Here is a 23,255-nt window from a genome sequence, read left to right as displayed (position 1 = left end):
ATAATATTTCTAACAAGAAAAAACCGACCTCATTGCTGAGAATCGGTTTTCTAGTGTATTTAATTAAGAAATTCGTTTTCACATAACATAAATTATGTAAAAACTTCTACAATAACAAATCTTTGACTTTCCCAATTTCGCTTTTTGGAATAACTAGGTGAATCATATCACCGAGATACATTCTGGTTGAACCGTTAACGGTTTGACTTTTACCGTTATGGACTTGGGTGGTGATGAGTACGTTATGTGGCAAGTTGAGTTCGTGTACTTGTTTTCCTGCTATTTTATCTGAAACAGGGATTTCAATGAGAGTGACTTCTCCTTCATCTGTCGCTTCTTCTGGCAACATTTTTTCTAGCATAGCCTCATAGACTGGGGCCCCCTTGAGTAGATCCATGATGATGTAGGCGACCAAGGTTACTAATCCAAGTGGCATGAGGTTGCGAATATCTCCTACCATTTCGGTTACTAGAATCATAGCTGTTAAGGGAGCTTTAGAAATCGCTCCAAAGTAGCCGCTCATTCCCAGAATGACAAATATAGGAAACTGCTCTTGACTGACAAGTCCGAGATTGACACAAATAACACCAACTAGAGCTCCAAGTAAGGAGCCAAGCGCCAAAATTGGTAGGAAAATTCCTCCTGGAAGGCCACTTCCATAATTAATCATGCTCCAAACAAATCGAATCAAAAAGTAAACTAATAGAACTTGAAAACTAAAATCCTGCTCAGTTAGGGAAAGAACCAGCTGATTTCCACCACCAAGGATTTGGGGTAAGAAGATTCCGACTGGTATGATGAGAATGAAGGCAAGAATTGGATAATAAGCTCTATCCAAATGGATTTTTTGACCAAGCCAATCATAAACTCGACCAACATTGAGCACAGCTTTCTCATAGACAAAACCAGATAGTCCAAGAAAAACTCCCATAAGGAGGTAAATCCAATACTGGTCTAGGGTCATGAGTGGGATGTTGTCTGGCATGTCCAGTACGGGTGTTAGGCCAAATATGAGTAAAGAAACAAAGTTTGCTACGAGACTAGCTGCTAGAGTAGATACCCAAAAAAAGCGTGAAAAATGGTGATAAACTTCTTCTACCACAAAGAGAAGTCCTGCAATCGGTGCATTAAAAGCTGCGGCTAATCCTGCTGCAGCACCACTGGCAATCAGGGAGCGTTCCTCTACTGGACTGGATTTGAGCCATTTGGAAATTCCTTTACCACCTACTGCTCCAAGTTGAATACTGGGTCCCTCTCGCCCCAGCATAAGTCCACTGGCAATAGCAAGAATTCCTAAAATATATTTTTTCCAAAGTACACCCCACCAGTTGAGGGTCATGAGTCCCTTTAATTCGGCTTCAACTTGAGGAATTCCTGAACCTTTGATGTCTTTTTCTGACCGAGTTAATTTCGCACTGAGCCAACAAACTATTAAATAAAATAGACCAATGATAAAAAGATTGCGCACTAGATGCGCTTGATCTTGATAAAGTCCTTGTATCAGGTGGAAGCCTTTTTCGATTAAAAACCGAAAAGATCCAACGATAATTCCAACAACGAGACCAACAATGATTCCTCGTCCAACTTGGGATAATATAGTACTTGAGGCAAAGGCAAATTCTTTCTTGGAGCTGAGTGTTTCTGACTGTTCCTCCATAATCATTCCTTCTAACTTAACTTTCTTTTTCTCCCAAAACCAGTGATTTAACGGGTTCAAAGCTGGTTCGGTGAATTGGGGTAACTCCTAGTTTTGTGAGGCCTTCCAGGTGTTTAACTGTTCCATATCCTGCATTAGCAGTAAAGTCATAGCCAGGGAACTGCTGATCGTATTCCTTCATCAATTCATCACGTGTCACCTTGGCTATTATAGAAGCTGCTGCAATGGAGAGGGAATTAGCATCACCTTTGATGATGGAGGTTTGTGAAATGGGTAATTCCAGTTTCATGGCATCTATCAAAAGGTGCTCAGGTTGAGGACTGAGCTGGGATATTGCTTCCTGCATGGCCAGTTTGGTTGCTTCATAGATATTGACTTGGTCGACGACCTGATTATCCATGATACCAATTCCGATTGACAAGGCTTGGTCCTGAACGGCTTGGAAAATCTCCAGATGTTTCTTTTTAGGAATTTTCTTGCTGTCGTTGAGACCTTTGATTTTACAATTTTGAGGTAAAATAACAGCTGCAGCGACTACAGGCCCAGCCAGAGGTCCACGACCAACCTCGTCAACACCAGCAATTAAGGTCAATCCTTGCTTGTTCAATTCTTTTTCATAGGAAAGCATGGATTCCAAACGAAAATCTTCATCCAATTCTGCCTGAATGGTTTTTTTACGCTTGCTGATTTCCTTTTGAACTCCAGAGCGATTATCCTTTTCAAGCTCTAAAAAAATAGGACTATCAAGGTCCTTGACAGTAGCAAGGAGTTCTTTGATTTCTTTAATCGTCGCCATCGAGGTCTTCCAATGTATCTAAGGTATAGTTACCGAGTTTGCCATCACGGACTTCCTTCACGAAGAGACTGTAAAAGCGGTCATAGTCGTCACGGAAACCGAGAGCACGGGTCATATCCATAATAATAACAGGCGCTTCTTCCTCGATTTTCATCTGCTTGAAGCGTTCAGCCAGCTTTTCTGGATAATGTTCTTTGAAATAATTGAGGCCAAAAATAGTTACCTCGTCCATAGGAAGCAACTGGTCTTTAATAGCTCCCGTTAAGGCTAACTTAAGCGCAACAGTTTCATCTTCAAACTTAGGCCAAAGAATCCCTGGCGTATCTAAGATTTCTAAGTCTTTGTTGGTTTTGAGCCATTGTTGACCTTTGGTCACACCAGGCTTGTTGCCGACAACAGCAATTTTCTTACCAGCCAAACGATTCATAAGCGTTGATTTTCCAGCGTTTGGAATCCCAATAATCATGGTACGCAAGGTTTCAATCTTGATTCCACGTTCCTTTTGCCGAGCAATCTTATCTGCCATGAGTTTTTTAGCGGCATCTGTTACAACTTTTACAGTCACTTGCTCTTTGGAGTTGATATCCAGAGTTTGGATTCCTTGTGATTCAAAATACTGGCGCCATTCCTTGGTCATTGCTGGGTCAGCCAAGTCTGCCTTATTTAAAATCAAGAGTTTTGGTTTATCACCAACGATTTTGGTCAACATAGGGTTTTGACTAGATAGAGGTAAGCGTGCATCCACCAAAATCGTTACAAAATCAACAAATTTTAAATTTTCCTGCACCTGTCGACGAGCTTTAGACATGTGACCAGGAAACCATTGAATAGTGGCCATAATATATCTCCTTCGGATTGAAAAAACTGTAAAAACGTTTTCTTTCTTATCCTCTATTCTATCATAAATTATTCTTTTTTGCACAAGCTTTTATTTGTAATAGCTACTTTTTAAAGGAAGACTGATTTCAACCCCACTTGATTTGTATATTAACCTTATATAAAATTCTATATCTTATATATTTAGTTTTAGATGAGTATTCGAGATAAAAATGGGACTATACAATTTGTCAAAATTTCTTCTATCCAGCTTTCTTGTGCTGATGATAGATGCTCTGCCTGAAGGCTTTCTTTTAGAAAATCTCGGACTTGTTCTGGTGCGATTTCAAACTCAAAGGCTTTCATTTTATAGAAAAAGTCGATGAGATGATTGGACAGGTATGCGGTTGAAAAGGGAACTTCTCCATTTTTCCGATATTCTAATAAGAGCCGAGCAAATCGAGCTTTTTCTTCAGGAAGCTCACGAAAATAGGAATTGAGGAGCCAGGTCTGCTTCTGCTTTCTTTCGATTGGATCCTGAGCTGCAATTCGTTGATCTTTTTCCAGCTCTTTTTGGTATTGTTTGGCCTTAATAGCCCGTTCTGTTTTATTTTTACCAAAAAGTATTTTCTCCCACTTGCGTTCTTCTTGGGTTAGGGTTTCTGTAAAGCCAAAGTAGTCTTGATAGGCACGCTCTGCTGGACCCATGGCTAGGACCAGATTGTCTGCATATTGCTTGGCGATTTTATCTCTCTTCTTGCGCTCTTTCTCTGCCTGGATACGGAGTTCTTGTTCGTAGTCAATTTTCTCCTTGCCTAACTTGACAAGGTAGAGTTGGTCATCTAGTTTTCCAAGTAAAAAGGGTTTGATACACTTTTCAAGAACTTCTTCCATCCGAGCCTTCTTCTTAGGCTCTGCCTTGGTCCAACTTCCTCCTTGAAAGACTTCTAGGAAAAGCTGGTAGTCTTTCTCAGGTGAGAACTGATTTCCACGATTGGGTTTAAAAACACCTTTTTCCCAGAGCCACTTTAGAAGGCGCTCGTCAAAGTCACTTTTATTGACCTTGATTTTTTCCTTTTTCTGTGCTTTTCTAGTTAGGTTTTCAACCTTTCTGAGTAGTTTTTCTTCCTCTTCCAGTTGCTGGTCAAGGGACAATCGATGAAAATGACGAACACAATCGCTACCAATTGGAAAGAGGCGTTGACCTGTGACACCGTTAAAGAGTTCGTAGGCGTATTTGATGGCATTCCCACAGACGCAATTGCTACGGCCGATACCGTTAAAAATCAAGGAAACTTCATTCCATTCCTTGGTAGCTTGTTCCCAAGTATCAGCTTTTGAAGCCTGTAAAACCGCATCGTGCAGGGATTTTCTAACTGGAAGTGTCATGAGGTCTCCTTTCTAAATTATACTTTTACAACTTGAACCTCATCTTTACCGAGTAAAATCAAATATTTCTCAATATTTTCAATCGAATAGGTTCGTGATAAGGCCTCTTCGTATAGGGCTAATTGACCACGATAGCGGTCTATGAGATGACTTGGCTCATCATAGCGGTCTGTTTTGTAGTCGAACAGAACGATTCTATCCTCGTAAAGTAGATAGCCATCCAAGATACCACGGACAACGAAGTCTTCCTGACTCTTTTGGTCTCGTTTGAGCATGGAGAAAGGTTGCTCGCGGTAGAGATGGTCGGTATGAGCGAGAATTTCCTGACCGAGAAGTGTATCAAAGAATGCAAGGATTTTAGAAAGATTAATTTTGTCTCTGACAGCTGGGGTGGTTTGAACTTGTTGGAGAGTTTCTGTCAGGCTAGCCAGGGTTGGTCGCTGACTGAGGTCAATTCTCTGCATGAGTTCGTGGGTAGCACTACCTATTTCAGCTCCAGTTACCTTTTCTTTGGTTGAAAAATCTGGCAAATCAAAGCTGATTTTCTTATTCACTGACTGACCTTGACCAGCAATTTCGACACCTTCCATATCCATAACAGGTTCGTAGAATTTCTTGATTTGGCTTGGGGTTTGAACACTAGGAAGCTCAATAGCTGCGCGGTGAAGAGTATTATAGACTTCCACCTCTTTCAGCATTTTCAGGGCTTCTTTGATGGTTTCTGACTGACGGTTATCTGCTTGAGAGTTATCTTGTAGAAGGCTCTTGTTTTCCAATTGACCAATAGCTTCTCTAGTCAACTGGTCTTCGCCAACAAAACGATAGCTAAAGTTGAGATTGTCCTTGGCAAACACTTTGCTGATAGCCCATATCCAATCTTGGAAATTCTTGGCTTGCAGTCTAGTATTGCTATTTAGTTTTCCATTTTTATCTGCTGGGAATTCCTTGGATTCCAGCTTTTCACGCGAACCCTTGCCGACAAGATAGAGCTTTTTCTCAGCCCTCGTCATGGCAACATAAAGGAGACGCATCTGCTCTGAATAGCTAGCCAATTGTAGTTCTTCCTCATTCTGGATATAAGTGAGGCTAGGAATGGAGAGTTTGATGGTTTTAGGATAGTGATCTTCCACTGCTCCTGTCTCCATTTTGGCAATATATTTGACACCTAGTCCATTTTTACGGCTGAGAATGACTTCTGACATGCTGTCTTGTTTGTTGAAATCCTGATCCATATTGAGGATAAAAACGTAAGGAAACTCCAGCCCTTTACTCTTGTGAATGGTCATGAGTTCTACAGCATCCTTGGGCGGTGCGACTGCCACGCTTGCAAGATCGTGCTGGGCTTCTAAAACTTGGTCAATCATACGGATAAAACGCGACAAGCCCTTGAAATTACTCTTTTCAAACTGGTCAGCCCGCAGAGCTAGGGCATAGAGATTTGCCTGTCTAGCAGGGCCATTTGGCAAAGCTCCAACATAATCGTAGTAAAAACGGTCGTTGTAAATCTTCCAAATCAAGTCATAGAGGGAGTGAGTTTTGGCATATAAGCGCCAAGAAGCCAAGATATCCATGAATTGATTTAGTTTTTCAGCTAAATCAGTATGAATTAAGTTTTTCTGGCTTGTTGCCTGTGTTTGAGCATTGACCAGTTTTTCATAGAGATTTTCTTGGATTTTATCCTCTGCTTTCTGAAGGGACAAACGTGCTAACTCATCTTCATCAAATCCAAACATAGGAGACTTCATAAGGGAAACCAAGGCATAGTCTTGAAGAGGATTGTGAATGACACGAAGGGTGTCTAGCATGACTTGCACTTCTAGAGATTGGAGATAATTGTTTTGCTCTCCATCGGTTTTGACAGGAATTCCGTACTCAGACAGGGCAAGAAGAATCTGGTCATTTCGACTGCGGCTAGAGGTCAAAAGGGCAATTTCCTTAAAAGCAACACCTTTTTCTTGATGAAGTTTAAGGATTTCCTTGATAACTAGGCGCATTTCACCAGTTAGTTTCGTTTCTGATTGGTCCTCTTCTTCCTCTTGCCCGCTGTCGTCCTTATCGTAGAGGAGAAATTCCGCCTTGTTGTCTGGATTAGGAATTAGTTTGCTATTGGCAAAGACAAGCTGGTGCATACTGTCATAGTTGATTTCGCCGACCTCTTGGTCCATAAGGCGTGCAAAAACATCATTGGTTGCTGACAGCACTTCTGAACTGCTACGGAAATTTTCCTTGAGGAGAATTAATTTGCCCTCTTTAGGATTCTGCGCATAGCGTTGGAATTTTTCATTAAAAATCTGGGGATCTGCCTGACGGAAACGGTAGATAGACTGCTTGATATCTCCCACCATAAAGCGATTGTGACCATTCGACAGCAATTCCAACATCCGTTCTTGAATATGGTTGGTATCCTGATACTCGTCGACCATGACTTCGTGGAAGCGCTCCTGATAAGCCTCACGAACTTGCGGGAAATTTTCTAAAATCTCAATGGTATAATGGCTGATATCAGCGAATTCAAAGGCATTTTCCTGACGTTTACGCTGACGATAAGCCTCTACAAAATCACTCATAAATGTTTGAAAAGTCTTAGCTAGTTTCCAGGTGTCTCCATGATAACGTTCTTGATAGTCGAGAATCGTTATCTGGTCTGACAGTTGTCCTAGTTTAGCAAACTGTGCCTTTCTTTCTTCGTTGTAGGCATCAGCCAGTGGCTTCAAATCAGCCTTACGACTTGCATTGGTCAGAGCTCGGCCGTTTTTCTCCTTAGAGATGGAGACAACACGCGCAAGCACTGCCTGATAAGCCTGACTATCGGACTCCTGATTTAAGGAGCCAATTTCATCCAAAATTAACTGAACATTTTCTAGATAAGCAGCCTTTGGAAACTCCTTGGCATCATTATCCAAATGATATCGGAAAAAGCTTTCCAAATCCCAAAGTGCTTGCTGGATTTGTTGGGTCAGTTTTTCTTTTTCACTGGTAAAATCAGCTTTTTCAAAGCCTTTTAGGAAAGATTCGCTCAGCCATTTCTGAGGATTGCTGGTGGATTGGAGGAAGTCATAGATTTTATAGACCTGCTGGCGCAGACCACGTTCATCCTTGCCACGCCCAGCAAAGTTTTTCAGCAGATGACTAAAGTTCTCTTTCTGTCTACCTTGGTAATGTGTTTCAAAGACATCGTGGAAGACTTCATTTTTTAGAAGGAGTTGCTCGCTTTGATTTTGTAAAATACGGAAATTAGGGGCAATATCAATCAGATAGCCATGTTTACCAAGGAATTTTTGTGTGAAAGAGTCCATGGTTCCGATGGCAGCGTTAGGTAAGTCTGCCAACTGACGTCCCAAGTGTTGTTTGAGGTCAACATCGCTACTTTCTTGGATTTGTTGGCTGATTTTTTTCTCCAAACGTTCCTTAAGTTCTGTGGCAGCCTTAACGGTAAAGGTCGAGATAAAGAGTTGAGAAATTTCCACACCACGCGCTAACTGGTCCAGAATACGCTCGGCCATGACAAAGGTTTTACCAGAACCAGCCGACGCTGAGACAAGGATATTTTGACCAGAAGTGTAGATGGCTTCGATTTGTTCAGCAGTTTTCTTTTGTTCCTTGCTCGAGTGCGCTTCTGCTTCTTGCAGTTTTTGAATTTCTTCGTCAGTTAAAAAGGGAATGGGCTTCATCGATTCAACTCCTCTCTAATTTTTTCAAACCAAGCTTGCTTGAGTTTCTCTCCTACTAGACGCTTGCCGTCAGCTAAGTCCAACTTTTCTAGGAAGCGGGCTTGACCCAAGTGATAATTGGCTTCAAATCCTGTGATGGATTGGTGTTGCTGAACATATAGGGCAATACTTCTACCATTTTCGGTATAAGGATTAATGGCGAACTGGCCTGCTAAAATCTTCTCAGCAGCCTTCTTGTAAAGATGGGCATTGTAGTCCAGTAGGAGCTGGAATTCCTCATCTGTCAGCTGGTTGGCCTTGCTTTTGTTATAAAATTCGCCCAAATGACTGCTTTCTTTTTCCAAAAATAGGCCTTGGTATTTCATAGACTTGCTGGCTTCCACAACTGCTCCTGCCAGACTTTTAACGGCCATCAGAGATTGGACTGGTTCAGTCATTTCCAAGTACATAGCACCGAAAAAGTTCTGCTCCCCTTCTCTTTTTAGGGCAGCTAGATAGGTTGGTAATTGGGAATTGAGCCCATTAAAGAAATGAGGAAACTGGAACTGAGTTAGACTCGACTTGTAGTCTACTACTCCTATCGCTCCATCAGCTTTCAAACGGTCAATGCGGTCAACCTTACCTCGTACAAAGACACTGCGGCCATTATCCAATTGAATAAAGGCCTGCTCTTTTCCACCGAAATTCGCCTCTTCTTTGATGGTTTCAATAGCTGGATTATGGCGGAGAATGTGACCTGTCGTCCGTGCAACATCAAGCAGGACTTCCTTGGTAAACTGGGCTTCCAAACTTTCTTGATAAATGGCTTCAAATTCCCGTTCTTGACTGGTTTCTTGGATAGCTTGTTCCAAACGTTGGTCAAAGGAATCTTCGTCAGGCAACTGTAAGGCACGTTCAAAAATGCGGTGCAAGAAATTCCCGTGACTACGGGCATCAGGACGCAGGCGTAATTCCTCCTGTAAACCTAAAACATAACGGAGGAAATAGCTGTATTGGTTCCGGTAAAACTCTGTCAAACCAGAGGTAGACAGGTAAAATTCCTGATCAGCAGGATAGAGCGCTTGTAAGGTATCCTTAGCTAACTGCTTGCTGCTTGGACTGGTTGGGAGGGCTGGATTTTCCAAACCTTGCTGGTCTAGTTTTTTACCCATGACACGCGCCAGAACCTTGACAAAGGTCAAATCTTGCTCCCTATCACTCGTCTCTCCCTGCTGGTGATAGGCAACCAGACTAGACAAAAGACTGTGATAGGACCCCATATCCTCCTTAGACAGCCCTTTGTGATTCATCCTCTTCTCTTTTCGACTAAATCCAAAATGGACCAACTCTTGAAGATAGGCAGATTCCTTACTTTCACTTTCGTTAAAAAGGCTTGGAGCTGACAAGACCAACTGCTTACGAGCAGAATTGACCAAGGAAAGCATAGTATAGCGATTTTTCTTGAGATTTTCACTGCTGGCAATCAGCAATTGCGCTCCATCTGCTGTCGCTTGGTTTAAGCTTTGTCTTTCTTCATCTGTCAAAAGGCTGGTATTCTGCGCGATTTTTGGTAAATTGTCCTGTGTTAGCCCAATGGCATAGACAAAGTCAGCTGTCAAAGGCGCAATCAAATCGTAACTCTGCACCAGAACAGTATCCACTGTCGCTGGAATGGTACGGTATTGGGACAAACTCATTCCAGAATGGAGCAAAGCTAGGAAGTCCTCTAGACTAACCTGTGAACCAGCAAAAACAGTCGCAAATTGTTCTAAAACATGGCAGAATGCCTTCCAAACTTCAGTCTGTCTTTCCTGCTCTAGGGTTTTCATGGTAGCTGTTAAATCTTGTAACTGCTTGGTCACCTCTCCTTCTTTTAGAAAGCTATTCCATTTTTGTAGGAGATTTTCAGCCTTTTGTTTTCGACTGGCAAAGAGGGTTTCAAGAGGTGTTAAAATACGCAGACGAAGAGCATTTAAACGTTCCAAATTAAATTTTCCATGGTGGGATTTGGTAAAGGTTTGCTGAAAGGCTGGCAAGCCATTGATACCAAGATAGCGGATATATTGTTCAAAAGCATCAATATCAGCTTGACTAAGGTCGGTATACAGACCTGTTCTAAGAAGGTTAATCAAATCCTCCTGACGGAAACGATAGCGTTTCAAAGCTAAAATAGACTCGACAAACTGTGTCAAAGGGTGGTGGGCCATGGATTCGCTTCTACCAAGATAGAAAGGAATCTGGTACTGGTCAAAAATGGTTTTAAGAGATAACTGATAAGAAGCCACATCCCCCAAGAGAATACGAAAATGCTTGTAACTCAGATTTGAGTTCTCATGTAATTTCTGACGAATGCTCCGAGCTACTAGCTCCAACTCCTCCTTTTGCGTCAAGCAAGACCAGATTTGTAAGTTTTCACGGTCCCTATCATCAATTTCCAAGGAAAGTTCTGAAAAGTCATAAGAAGACTCCAGCAAACGAGAGGCCTTGTCAAAGCTATCCATCTTCTCATGAGTTTGAGAATAATCCTGGGCAGGTGTTTGGTATTTAAAGGCTAGATGATGGAGAAAGTCCACACTGGCTTGATAGAGATTGCCTTCAGAGAATGGACTGGTATAGGCTTTCTTACTAACATAAGCCCCAATAACAATCTCAACACCCTTGGCATGAAGTAAGTCCACAATCCGCTCTTCCTCAGCAGAAAAACGGGTAAATCCATCAATAACCAAGGCGATTTGAGTAAAATCACTACTTACCTTGTCATTCTCAATAGCTTCAATCAAATGGGATAACTGACTTCCCTGAGCTAACTGCCCTTGATTGAGGTAGGCCGTTACTTTCTCAAAAATCAAGAGTAAATCGGCTCTCTTATCCTCATCCGTCAAACTCTCCAAGTCCACAAAACTCATCTGAGCTTTGGTCATCTCATGATAAAGATCAATCAACTGCTGGATAAACTGAGGATCCTGCTTGATGGCGCCGTATACTCGTAAGTCTTTTGGATCAAGTTCGGCAAGGCATTTGTAAAAGGCCATCCCAAGACCAATATCATCAAGACTGGTCTTGACAGGCAAATCATTCAAAATCAGGTAACGAGCCATTTGAGCAAAGCGCGTGACGGTAATCGCAAAAGAAGCCTGCTGGGACAAGCATTCCAGCACGGCGCGTTCCTTTTCAAAAGAAAGAGAGTTGGGAGCGATGTAGAAGACCCGCTTGCCAGCAGCAACTAGCTCTTCCGCCTCTCTGGTTAGAATTTCAGTCAAAGAAGTCCGAATATCAGTATAAAGTAATTTCATCTCTGCCTCGTTGGAATTTTTCATTACCTTTTATTATACCATGATTAGCCCGAAGATTCCTCCTCCTTTCCTCCAAAATATGCTATAATAATACCAAAAGATAAAGAAGGAAGTCTTATGATTAAACTACTAGCCTTGGATATGGACGGAACCCTCCTCAATGAAGCCAAGGAAATCCCACAAGCTCATATTACTGCTATTCACCAAGCTATTGAAAAAGGTGTCAAACTAGTTCTCTGTACGGGTCGCCCGCTTTTTGGCGTCCTCCCCTACTATCAAAAACTGGGTCTTGATCTCCAGAATGAGTATGTTATTGTCAATAACGGTTGCTCAACCCACCAGACCAGTGATTGGAGTCTGGTGGATTGGCAAGAACTCAGTCCAGCTGACATCGAATACCTCTATGACCTAGCTGAAAAAAGTGATGTTCAGTTGACTCTTTTTGATGAGGAACATTATTTTGTCCTCGGTGGCAAGCCCAATCAAGTCATTGAAAATGATGCTAAACTAGTCTTTTCAGACCTGACTGAAATTTCTCTTGAGGAAGCGACTAGTGGCAAGTACCGTATGTTCCAAGGTATGTTTTTGGGAACAAAAGAGCAAACAGATGATTTTGAAGAGCGTTTTGCTGAGGAGCTTTGCCAACGATTTAGTGGAGTTCGTTCACAGCCTGTCATTTATGAAGCCATGCCACTTGGTACTACAAAGGCTACTGCTCTTTCTCGACTAGCTGAGATTTTGAAGATTGAGCCATCAGAAATTATGGCTATGGGCGATGCTAATAACGATATTGAAATGCTCCAGTTTGCAGGGCTGGGCATTGCTATGGGAAATGCCAGCGATTATGTCAAATCTCTTGCGGATGACGTTACAACAAGCAACGAAGAAGACGGCGTTGCGCGTGCCATTGAGAAATATATTTTATAATTAAGAAGCCCAGTTCATATCAACTGGGTTTTGATATTTAAGAATTCCTAAAACTTTAGAAACTCTTTAGAAATCCTTGAGCTTTCTTTGATTTCTATGCTTTATACTAAAGTTAACAAAATAAATCAAAAGGAGAGAATCATGAAAACAGTACTCGACATTCATGGATTGTCCAAAAACTTTAACAAACAAGCTATTCTTCAGGATCTTCATCTAACGATAAGAGAGGGAGATATTTATGGACTTATCGGAAAGAACGGAGCTGGGAAAACCACATTGATAAAAATCATTACGCAACTACTGTTTGCGGATAAAGGGACTGTTTCCCTCTTTTCTAGTCAATCGGAAAATGAGTGGACCAAGGCCCTATCTCGAGTAGGTTCTGTTATCGAATCACCTGTAGCTCATAATCACTTAACAGCCTATCAAAATCTGAAATATTACTGTATGATTCGCCATATTCCAAATGCTGATCAAGTCATTCGTGAAACGCTGGACTATGTTGGTTTGTCAGATACAGGTAAGAAAGTCTTTCGTGATTTCTCGCTAGGAATGAAACAAAGACTTGGTATCGCCATTGCCCTTCTATCCAAACCAGACTTCCTGATCCTAGATGAACCTATCAACGGTCTCGACCCAATAGGTATCAAAGAATTTCGTCTGATGATTCAACGGCTCAATCAAGAAAAAGGGATAACCATTCTCATCTCTAGCCATATCTTGTCAGAACTCTATCTCGTAGCTAATCGCTTTGGTATTTTAGATCAAGGCAAGATTATCCGTGAAATCAGCAAAGCTGAATTTGAAACACTAAGTGAGGATTATATTGTTCTTAAGACATCTGATAAAGAGAAAGCTTGTCAAGTATTGAAAGAACAAATCCAACTCCAGTTTAAGGTAGTGAACCCTGAAAATGAAATCCATATCTTTGGAAATGAACAAGATGTCAAACAGATTCTCAAGGAATTAACCTTGGCAGATGTTGCTATTGACGAGATTTACTATGCTCGTCAAAACCTAGAAGAATACTTCACTCAATTGGTCCAATAGGAGGAAAATCATGATACATACCATTCAAGCAGACTTTTACCGTCTTTTCCGTTCCAAAGGATTCTGGATTACAGAATTTATTCTCTTTGCTCTCATGCTAATGGGTGCAAGTATAGGAGCTACGGGTCATCTGATGGCAATCCAGACAGAAGAACCAGAAATTCCAACCCATGGCTGGGACGGTGTACAAGCCCTGATTAACGCGTCTAGTCAAGGTTCAAACCTCGTTTTTCTCTGTATTGTTCTAATGTGTCTAGTTTTAGGTGTTGATTTAATCGGAAAACTCTATAAAAATAGTTTGACAGTAGGTGTTTCTCGTACAGAGTTTTTCCTTGCTAAAGCCTTTGTAGTGGCTTGTATTGCATTCTTACAACTTATCATCTGTCTTGTGATTGCCTTTATTCCAGCAACTATCTTAAATGGATTTGGAACCATGCCTGATGGCTTTATTGGCAATTTACTGGTAACCATTTTCCTTCAATTTCTTTGCCTTCTAGCTTGGCTTTCCATTGTTTCCTTCATTCTCTATGTTAGTCATTCTTATCTTGCGGTATTTATTGGTTATTTGGTCAGCTCTATCTTACTTTCTATGCCAATGCTCATCTTCCCAAGTATCAAAATTTTGCCATATTTATCATTGCAGTTTTTCTATGCTATGACTGCTAATAGTGAATCCATTTTCTATACACTTATAGTTACCTTAGCTGTTATTGTAATCTTTAATCTAAGTGGACTGGCAGTTTTCAAAAAGAAAAGTTTATAAAAAAAGACCTCCTCTAGCCTACAGAGGAGGTTTCTTTCGTTAAAAGTGAATAAAAACCGATAACCACTGCCCATCTGTGCTTAGTTTCATCTCTGAACCGAGAAGATGACATAATTCCTCAGTGATATAAAGTCCTAAACCAGAGGATTCTTCAGTATCTGATAGATTTTCAGAATAAAAACGGTTGCTGAGCTTTTCTATTTTTTTAATAGGCTGTTTGACAAGGTTTGCAATCTCTAAGACAAGCTGTTCCTTTTCCTTTCTCAAAGATAGACGCGCTTCTTCCTTGCCATGTTTGAGGACATTTCCAAGCAGATTTTGTAAAATTCGATCCAGCAAGTCTTCATCAGTCCTCATTTTCAAACCAGCTTCAACCTTAAAATCAAGCATGATATTTGCCGCCTGAAAAACATCATAATAAGCCAGAGTCTTTTTGGTGATAAAAGCTGAAAGATCCACTTCTTCCAGTTTCGGTTTGACAGCCCCTTCCATCAAACGACGGTATTCTAGGAGAGCCTCCAAACGTTTAGAAACTAAATCAAGATGCTGGGCTATTTTTTGTAAAGTTTCTGCTTTGTCTTCAGGAGACTTTATCAATTGTTGGGTGTAGCCTGAAGCGATAGTCAGAGGCGTCCGGATATCATGGGCGATATTGCTGATGGCCATATCCAGAGTCTGCTTTTCCCTTTTCATCACCAACCGAGATTGTTCCACTTCTTGAAATAGATTCTCAATCTGCTGGTAGAGATGTAAAAAATGTTTGGAAAAAATGCTGACTCCGACTCTTTTCATACTACCCGTGAGAATTTTATCTTCAATCTGTTGACTCAAGTTTTTAAGTGCTAGATGGTAGCGAATTAATGCAATCGATAAAATAATTAGGAGAATCAGTAGGACAACGATTATCGTGTAGGTCATTGCTTGTCTCCTTTTAATCTTACCCCAACTCCCCAGATGGTTTCAATATATTCTTGATTTGGGTCAAGCTGGTTTAATTTTTTACGAAGATTACTCAAATGCGTATTGAGAGTATTATCTCCAGGTAGGTAGCTATCCTCCCAGACCAATTCATAAAGTTCTACCTTGGTGAAAATTTTCTTAGGATGTTTGAGGAGAGTTTGGAGAATCAAGCATTCTTTCTTGGCAAGGCGAATCGTTTTCTGGCTATTTTTAATTTCAAAACTTTCTGCATCAAACTGGATATTTTTCAAGTTTAGTGGCAGATTTTCAGTTTTTTCTATTTTCACAGGCTGTTTTTCTGCACTTTGGCGTAATTGAACAGTAACTCTGGCAAAGACTTCGTCCAAATCAAAAGGTTTGACTATGTAATCATTGGCACCGTCTAAGAGGTATTGACTGATTAACTTCTTATCGCTCAAAGCTGTTAGCATAATGACTGGAGTTTGACTTTGTTCCCTGATAGCTTTTAAAACCTGATCCCCATTTTTCCCAGGAAGCATGATATCTAGTAAAACGAGGTCAATCCCACCTTGGTCAAAAAGCATGATTCCTTCTGTACCGGAAAAGGCTTGAATCACCTCATGCTCCTCAGTAAGAAGTGTTCGTAAAATCTCTTGAATGTCACTATTGTCTTCAATAACCAATATCCTAGCCATAAACACCAACCTTTCTGCAACTATTATAGCATTTTTATTGATAAAGCTTAAACAGAAAAAGCTCCTCGCATAAAAGTGCGAGAAAGCCTTAGAGGGTTAAAATATAAAATCCACTTACTAGATAACATTGTATCCTTATAGTTGCTAGTGAAAACGAGTCTAGCAGAATGAATCTCTCATTTCTCTCCTACTAGTCCGTAATACGTTGATACATTTCTGGTCTTCTATCTCGAAACAAGCCCCAGTTTAGGCGTTCGCTTGCTCCCTTATCTAGGTCATAAGTAGCTAACAGAACAGCTTCAGCTTGTTTTTCAGCTTGCTCTAGAATAGCTCCTGTTTCATCCGTCATAAAGGATGAACCGTAGAAGTCAAGACTGGAACTCTGTCCACCATTTTCCTCACTTGGAGTGACTTCTTCCAAACCATGGCGATTGGCTGCAATAACTGGGACAATATTTGCTGCTGCGTGCCCTTGCATGGTACGTTGCCAATGACCGCAACTATCTGTATCCAAAATCGGCTCTGAACCGATGGCTGTAGGATAAAAGAGCAATTCAGCACCATTTAACGCAAGACAGCGGGCTGTTTCGGGGAACCATTGATCCCAACAGATACCAATACCAATCTTGGCATACCGAGTATCCCATACCTTGAAACCAGTGTTACCAGGCGTGAAATAAAACTTTTCTTGATAATAATGATCATCTGGTATGTGGGTCTTTCGATAAACACCCAGCACTTCCCCATCTGCATCAATGACAGCAATAGAGTTATATAAGACATTGCCATCTTTTTCATAGAAACTGATCGGTAAAACAACTTGTAGTTCCTTAGCAATCGCCTTAAAATGCTGAATGGCAGTATTTTCTGTCACCGATTGGGCATGCTGGTAGTAGTCATACTGACGTTCCTGACAGAAATAGGGACGTTCAAATAACTCGGGCAAGAGAATAATTTGTGCACCTTGTTCTGCAGCCTGACGTACTAAACGCTCTGCGGTTTGGATATTTGTTGCCACATCCTTAGCGCATTGCATCTGAATGGCTGCAACTCTTACATTTCTCATCTTTTTCTCCTATTCTGGGATTTGTTGGGTGATACAGTGGATATTGCCACCACCTAAGAGAATATCTCTGGCTGGTATTCCGACAACTTTACGGTCTGGAAAACACTTACTGAGGATATCTAAGGCCACTTGGTCGTTTTGATCTTGAAACTGAGGAACTAGGACAGCCTTGTTGGCGATATAAAAGTTTACGTAGGAAGCTGCTAGTCGTTCACCTGCGTATCGCTCTTCTTCTCCTTCTTCATAGATGTAGCCTGGCAAATCCTCTTTGGTTACAACCTGACGAATAGCTGGGATAGGAAGCTTATGAATGGTGAAGTGACGATCTTTTGCATCTGTCTCTTGCTCTAAGAGTTCGAAATCTGCTTTTGACATGGCATATTGAGGATCACTTTCGTCGTCCGTCCAAGCCAAAACAAGCTCTGCAGGACCAACAAAGGCAGCAACATTGTCAATGTGTTCATTGGTTTCATCTTGATAAATACCATAAGGAAGCCAAATAACTTTTTCAGCTCCAAGGCTCTCTAATAAGGTATTCTCGATTTTCTCTTTAGTCAGGTGAGGATTACGCCCAGGACTAAGCAAGCAACTTTCAGTCACGAGAATGGTTCCCTGACCATCGCTATGGATAGCGCCGCCTTCCAGTACAAAAGGTTTGGCATCATAGACAGGCATTTCCAAGGCCTCAGCAAAACGACTAGCTACTTGGTCATCATCTTCATAATCTTGATAAAGACCATCATAGGTGCCACCCCAGGCATTAAAAGCCCAATCGACTGCCAACTTTTCTCTTTTATCATTGACAAGAATAGTCGGACCTGTATCACGGGCCCAGGCATCATTGGTGGGAATGTCTAAATAAATAACGCTATCTCCAAGATAAGATTGGGCTTCTGATAGATAGTCCCGCTCCACCAAGAGATAAACGGCTTCCCCTTCTGCTATGGTCTTAATAATCTGGCCGAAAGCTCTTTTGGCAGCCTTTCCTTGAAAAGGCCATGAACCTGGTCGAGTCGGCCATATCATGAGGGTACCATGGTGTGCTTCGTACTCTGCTGGCATGCGATAGCCTAATTTTTTTGGACTGTCCATCATGATAATCTCCCTTTAAAGTCTTGATAACCAAAAGCCTTTACCAAGTCACAATCTCCATTTTCATCCATAATATAAAGGCTTGGGAGACCAATACCGTTGAAGGTATTATTTTTGACAAAAGAATAAATGGCCATGTCTTCGAAATAAAGTCTGTCTCCGATTTGGACTGGATTTTCAAAGCTATAATCACCAATTACATCGCCCGTCAGACAAGTATTAGAAGAAAGTCTATAGGTATGGGTTTTTTCCTGTGCCTCAAAGCCGTTTCTCAAAGGTGGACGATAGGGCATCTCAAGTACATCAGGCATATGGCAAGTCGCGGAGGCATCTAAAACCAAGATTTCCATGCCGTTTTCTACAATATCCAATACTTCAGTTGCTAGATAACCCGCATTGAGCGCAATGGCTTCACCCGGCTCGATATAGACTTCAAGATTGTAAGTTTCTCGGATACGCTTGATTTCTGAAATCAGTAAGTCCACATCATAATCTTCTCTTGTGATGTGGTGACCGCCCCCCATATTGAGCCATTTAACTTGATGTAAGTAAGAACCAAACTGCTCTTCTACTGCTTTCAAAGTTGTCTCTAAATCATCTGCCCCCTGCTCGCAAAGGGTATGAAAATGAAGTCCATCAACTAGATCTAGGAAATCACTCGGTATCTTGTCTAGAGTAACTCCGAAACGGGAGCCAGGGGCGCAAGGATCATAGAGAGCGTGATCTCCTTGAGTTGAACACTGAGGGTTGAGTCGCAAACCCACGCTTACACCAGCATCCCGACAACGGGCCCCATGTTTACGCAACTGTCTCTCTGAGTTAAAAACGATATGGTCTGTTATCTCAAGCAGTTCCTCCATGTCCTCATCCTTAAAGGCTGGTGCAAAAACATGAACTTCCCCTGGGAATTCTTCCTTTGCTAATTTGGCTTCATAGAGTCCACTGGCTGTCGTACCTGATAGATACTGGCTAATCAAGGGATAGGTTTTGTAGAGGGAATATGCTTTCTGGGCAAGCAAAACCTTGCAACCAGATTCTTCTTGAACATATTGTAGAATGTGGCAATTGGCTTCTAACTTGGCCAAGTCAATAACATAGGCTGGTGTTGGTACTTGTTCTAGCTTCATTAGTCCACCATTTGTGGATTTTCAACCACAACCCAAGGTAAACCATACTCATTCAAAGCTTCCATGAATGGATCTGGATCAAACTCTTCAAGGTTGTAAACTCCAGGTTGTTTCCAAGTACCATTCATCACTAATTTTGTCCCAATCATGGCTGGAACACCAGTTGTGTAAGAAATTGCTTGTGAACCAACTTCTGCGTAACATTCCTGATGGTCGCAAACATTGTAGATGTAGATGGTCTTTTCAACGCCATCTTTTACACCTGTAAAGATACATCCAATATTGGTTTTACCTACAGTACGTGGTCCAAGGCTGGCTGGATCTGGAAGCAAGGCTTTTAAGAATTGGATTGGAACGATTTCTTGGCCGTTAAAGTTAATGGCATCCGTACGAAGGAGACCAACGTTTTCCAAGCATTTCATATGAGTTAGATAAGATTGACCAAAGGTCATAAAGAAACGAATCCGTTTGACACCTGGAATGTTCTTAGCCAATGATTCGATTTCTTCGTGGTGAAGGAGATACATGTCTTTTTGTCCAACCTGAGGGAAATCATACTCACGCTTGATAGACATAGCTTTGACTTCGACCCATTTTCCATCTTCCCAGTAAGAACCTGGCGCAGAAACCTCGCGGAGATTGATTTCTGGGTTAAAGTTTGTCGCAAATGGATAACCGTGGTCACCACCATTACAGTCTAAAATGTCAATATAGTGGATTTCATCAAAATAGTGTTTGAGGGCATAAGCTGAAAAGACACTAGTCACACCTGGGTCAAAGCCAGATCCAAGCAGAGCAGTCAAGCCAGCTTCTTTGAATTTCTCCTGATAAGCCCATTGCCATGAGTAGTCAAAGTAAGCAGTAAAACCAAGTTCCTTACAACGTTTCTCATAAATAGCACGCCATTCAGGGTCTTCTGTGTCTTCTGCTTCGTAGTTGGCTGTATCGATATAGTGAACACCTGTTGCCAAACAAGCGTCCATAATGGTTAAATCTTGATATGGTAAAGCTACGTTCAAAACAGCTTCTGGTTTATAGCTTTCAACCAGGGCAATCACTTCTTCTACCTTGTCAGCATCAAGAGCAGCTGTCTCAATCTTTGTACTTGTTTTGCCTTCCAGTTTAGCTTTCAAGTCATCACATTTTGACTTAGTACGGCTAGCAATCATAATCTCTGTAAATGTTTCGCTATCTTGACAAATCTTTGAAATAGCAACTTGGGCAACTCCCCCACATCCAATAACTAGTAAACGACTCATTTTTTTCCTTCCTCTTCTTCTAAAATGTCCTCAACATACTTGGGCAACATAAAGGCTCCCACGTGTAAGTTTGCAGTGTAGTATTCTGTGAAAAGCTGGCGTTTTTTCCAGCCTTCCTTGTCAAAATCTTTGACAGGGTGGTATTTTTTCGATGCAAATCCAAACAACCAATAGCCAGCTGGACTGGTTGGAATGTGGGCCTGATAAACCCGACTGATTGGAAAGGCTTGATTGACCTTGCGGTGCATGCTTCGGCAAGCTGACTCATCCTCGTCAAAGAAGGGACTCCCATGCTGGTAAATCATGATACCGTCTTCCTTCAGAGCCCTATAACTATTGCCGTAGAATTCCTTGGTAAAGAGCCCTTCCGTATGGCCAAATGGATCTGTCGCATCGTTGATGATAATGTCGTAATCATCTTCACAGTTTCGCAAAAAGCGTAGCCCATTTTGGTAGTAAATGGTGACACGAGGATCATCTAGCCCCGCAGCAAAGTCTGGAAAATACTCACGACAGACTTCAACTAACATCTCATCCGGTTCCACAATATCGATTTGCTCCAGTTCAGGATAGAGTGTTAATACTTGGGCGACACCGCCATCACCACCCCCAATAACCAAGACTTTCTTGGGATTTGGGTGGACAGCCATGGGAACATGAACGGTCATTTCATTATAGACAAAATCATCAGCATCTGAAAACAAAACATGCCCATTTAAAATCAAAATCTTTCCAAAAGCTGGCGTATCCAATACCTCGATATCCTGCCATTCACTTTTACCAGCGTAGAGTTGCTTGGCTGTTCTCAGGGACAATTTCACATCTGGAGTATGAACTTCAGAAAACCATAAATCCATCTAGTTCTCCTTTCTCTTAATGACGTTGATATGATTGACCTCAGGATCTTCCGTCCCTTGGAGGGAACAACCACGTTCCTTGGCAAATTGGATATAGTCTACAATTTCTTGTGTAATGCGTTCTCCAGGAGCCAAGATAGGAATCCCTGGAGGATAGCACATGACAAATTCCCCACAGACCTGTCCAACAGATTCATCCAAGGTTAAACTTTTTCTCTCTGAATAGAAGGCTTCCTGAGGAGAGAACACCAACTCGGGCTGGATATATTCTCCAGCTATCAAGTCCTTCCCATCTCGTGAGTATAGTCTCTTGATATCTGCTAAAGCACCAACTAATCGTTCGATGTCTTGGATACGGTCACCAATCGAAATATAGGCCAAGATATTGCCAATATCACCAAACTCAATCTGAATGTCGTATTCGTCTCGTAGGAGGTCATAAACCTCGATACCTGTTAATCCAATACCCTGAGTGTAAACTGACAACTTGGTTACATCAAAATCACAGACCGACACACCATCTATTAACTCTTTTGAATAGGCATAGTAGCCACCAATGGCATTGATTTCACGGCGAGCATACTCAGACAGTTCAATGACCTTCTCAAAAGACTCTTTACCTCGAAGAGCCAAGTTGCGACGCGAAATATCTAAACTAGCCATCAACAAATAAGAGGCGGATGTTGACTGGGTAAGATTGATAATCTGACGAACGTATTCAGGATTCATCTGCTCCCCGATTAAAAGAAGCGAACTTTGGGTCAAACTCCCACCAGACTTATGCATAGAAACCGCCGCCATATCAGCACCTGCATCCATAGCAGAAATTGGAAGTTTATCAGTAAAATGTAAGTGCGCTCCGTGGGCCTCATCTACCAAAACCATCATGCCAGCTTCATGAGCCATTTCCGTTAAACCCTTGAGGTCTGAACAAATTCCATAGTAAGTAGGATTGTTAATCAAAATGGCCTTGGCATCTGGATGCTCCTTAATTGCCTGCGCTACTCGGTCATTTTCAAGACCTAAAGCGATACCAATCTTAGGATCCACACTCATCTCGATATAGATGGGAATGGCACCACATAGAACCAGCGCATTGATAGCAGATTTATGGACATTACGTGGCAGAATAATCTTATCTCCTGCCTTGCAGGTTGACAGAATCATAGTCTGCACCGATGAGGTTGTTCCACCAATCATTAGAAAAGCATGGCTAGCTCCAAAAGCATCAGCTGCCAGATCCTCTGCATCCCGAATAATCGAAATGGGATGGCCTAAATTATCCAAGGGTTTCATCGAATTGACATCAATTCCAACACATTTTTCTCCTAATAGTTCGACAAGTTCTGGATTCCCTCGTCCGCGTTTGTGACCTGGTACATCAAAGGGAACAATTCTTTTCTTGCGTAACTTCACCAAGGCCCCATAAATTGGGGCTTGGTTTTGATCTAACTCTTTCAAGACATACTCCTCTCAATATTTTTAGAACCTTATGAAAACTAAGGAACTAAAGGTTGACTCATGAAAAAAGAGCAGGTTTTCACCTGCTCTGCAATCTTCTGACACGTTTATTTTGGTTTCTGTTGAGTATGTCTGTTCCCGATGTTTCCAAACTCTCTAGTAGCAAATATTACGTACTTTATTGATCGTTTCACAAGATGACGTGTGCTTTCACCACACTAAAAATTTATGAATTAGGACAAGTGTCCTAACATCAACTTATAAAAGTAGGCTTTTAACCCTATCAATAATGTGGTTTTTCAACCACGCTTCGGCATTCAACCCTGCCTGTCCGTAGGCATTTTTTACTCGGGTTTATATTTGCTAGAAAACATCATCTCATTTTCTAAGCTTTATTACTATAACATACTTCTAACACTCTGTAAAGTACTTTTTT

Annotated in this window: 17 protein-coding genes; 3 read left to right on the top strand and 14 right to left on the bottom strand. The window is 41.5% G+C overall.

Features of this window, described 5'->3' with window-relative positions; translation table 11 throughout:
- Window positions 1–106: 106 nt before the first annotated feature.
- The 6 genes from ADH52_RS06940 to rexB all read right to left on the bottom strand — a co-directional run bounded on the left by ADH52_RS06940 (window position 107) and on the right by rexB (window position 11,601).
- A complete protein-coding gene (locus tag ADH52_RS06940; protein WP_049510709.1) occupies window positions 107–1,657 on the bottom strand; it encodes a ClC family H(+)/Cl(-) exchange transporter in 1,551 nt (516 codons plus the stop codon).
- A 16-nt stretch (window positions 1,658–1,673) separates the two neighbouring features.
- Complete coding sequence (locus ADH52_RS06935; protein WP_049510708.1) at window positions 1,674–2,453, bottom strand: ribonuclease HII; 780 nt, start codon at window positions 2,451–2,453, stop codon at window positions 1,674–1,676.
- Window positions 2,440–3,291 (bottom strand): ribosome biogenesis GTPase YlqF, encoded by an 852-nt coding sequence (ylqF, locus tag ADH52_RS06930; RefSeq protein ID WP_049510707.1) that lies wholly within the window; start codon window positions 3,289–3,291, stop codon window positions 2,440–2,442. The genes ADH52_RS06935 and ylqF overlap by 14 nt, the downstream gene beginning before the upstream one ends.
- A 188-nt stretch (window positions 3,292–3,479) precedes the next feature.
- Complete coding sequence (locus tag ADH52_RS06925; protein WP_049510706.1) at window positions 3,480–4,658, bottom strand: hypothetical protein; 1,179 nt, start codon at window positions 4,656–4,658, stop codon at window positions 3,480–3,482.
- Between the two features lie 17 nt (window positions 4,659–4,675).
- A complete protein-coding gene (addA, locus tag ADH52_RS06920; RefSeq protein ID WP_049510705.1) occupies window positions 4,676–8,329 on the bottom strand; it encodes a helicase-exonuclease AddAB subunit AddA in 3,654 nt (1,217 codons plus the stop codon).
- A complete protein-coding gene (gene rexB, locus ADH52_RS06915; RefSeq protein ID WP_049510745.1) occupies window positions 8,326–11,601 on the bottom strand; it encodes an ATP-dependent nuclease subunit B in 3,276 nt (1,091 codons plus the stop codon). Before rexB ends, addA begins: the two co-directional genes overlap by 4 nt.
- 117 nt (window positions 11,602–11,718) lie before the next feature.
- Here rexB and ADH52_RS06910 point away from each other — a divergent pair, with 117 nt between their 5' ends.
- From ADH52_RS06910 to ADH52_RS06900, 3 genes are all read left to right on the top strand, one after another.
- Entirely contained in the window at window positions 11,719–12,528 is an 810-nt protein-coding gene (locus ADH52_RS06910) for a Cof-type HAD-IIB family hydrolase (RefSeq protein ID WP_049510704.1), read from the top strand.
- Between the two features lie 141 nt (window positions 12,529–12,669).
- The gene (locus ADH52_RS06905) at window positions 12,670–13,578 is read left to right on the top strand and encodes an ATP-binding cassette domain-containing protein (protein ID WP_049510703.1); all 909 of its coding nucleotides are present in this window, start codon (window positions 12,670–12,672) and stop codon (window positions 13,576–13,578) included.
- A gap of 10 nt (window positions 13,579–13,588) precedes the next feature.
- The gene (locus tag ADH52_RS06900; protein WP_049510702.1) at window positions 13,589–14,341 is read left to right on the top strand and encodes an ABC transporter permease; all 753 of its coding nucleotides are present in this window, start codon (window positions 13,589–13,591) and stop codon (window positions 14,339–14,341) included.
- A 39-nt stretch (window positions 14,342–14,380) separates the two neighbouring features.
- On the opposite strand, the gene ADH52_RS06895 is transcribed toward ADH52_RS06900, so the two are convergent.
- The 8 genes from ADH52_RS06895 to ADH52_RS06860 all read right to left on the bottom strand — a co-directional run bounded on the left by ADH52_RS06895 (window position 14,381) and on the right by ADH52_RS06860 (window position 22,819).
- Window positions 14,381–15,259, bottom strand: coding sequence for a sensor histidine kinase (locus tag ADH52_RS06895; protein ID WP_049510701.1), 879 nt, complete (start codon window positions 15,257–15,259; stop codon window positions 14,381–14,383).
- Window positions 15,256–15,957 carry a response regulator transcription factor gene (locus tag ADH52_RS06890; RefSeq protein WP_049510700.1) on the bottom strand — a complete coding sequence of 234 codons (702 nt, stop codon included), beginning with the start codon at window positions 15,955–15,957 and terminating at the stop codon, window positions 15,256–15,258. Before ADH52_RS06890 ends, ADH52_RS06895 begins: the two co-directional genes overlap by 4 nt.
- A 190-nt stretch (window positions 15,958–16,147) precedes the next feature.
- Entirely contained in the window at window positions 16,148–17,023 is an 876-nt protein-coding gene (gene aguB / locus ADH52_RS06885; protein ID WP_049510699.1) for an N-carbamoylputrescine amidase, read from the bottom strand.
- A 9-nt stretch (window positions 17,024–17,032) separates the two neighbouring features.
- Entirely contained in the window at window positions 17,033–18,118 is a 1,086-nt protein-coding gene (aguA, locus tag ADH52_RS06880; protein ID WP_049510698.1) for an agmatine deiminase, read from the bottom strand.
- Entirely contained in the window at window positions 18,115–19,242 is a 1,128-nt protein-coding gene (gene nspC, locus ADH52_RS06875; RefSeq protein WP_049510697.1) for a carboxynorspermidine decarboxylase, read from the bottom strand. Before nspC ends, aguA begins: the two co-directional genes overlap by 4 nt.
- Entirely contained in the window at window positions 19,242–20,501 is a 1,260-nt protein-coding gene (locus ADH52_RS06870; RefSeq protein ID WP_049510696.1) for a saccharopine dehydrogenase family protein, read from the bottom strand. The genes nspC and ADH52_RS06870 overlap by 1 nt, the downstream gene beginning before the upstream one ends.
- On the bottom strand, window positions 20,498–21,358 hold the full coding sequence (gene speE, locus ADH52_RS06865; RefSeq protein ID WP_000366713.1) for a polyamine aminopropyltransferase: 861 nt from the start codon (window positions 21,356–21,358) through the stop codon (window positions 20,498–20,500). The genes ADH52_RS06870 and speE overlap by 4 nt, the downstream gene beginning before the upstream one ends.
- Window positions 21,359–22,819, bottom strand: coding sequence for an aminotransferase class I/II-fold pyridoxal phosphate-dependent enzyme (locus tag ADH52_RS06860; protein WP_049510695.1), 1,461 nt, complete (start codon window positions 22,817–22,819; stop codon window positions 21,359–21,361).
- Window positions 22,820–23,255: the final 436 nt, after the last annotated feature.

Source organism: Streptococcus pseudopneumoniae, from assembly GCF_001072665.1.
In the GTDB taxonomy this organism is placed as follows: domain Bacteria; phylum Bacillota; class Bacilli; order Lactobacillales; family Streptococcaceae; genus Streptococcus; species Streptococcus pseudopneumoniae_S.
The sequence above is the reverse complement of the archived record's forward strand: the minus strand, read 5'-3'. Positions and strand labels throughout refer to the sequence as shown.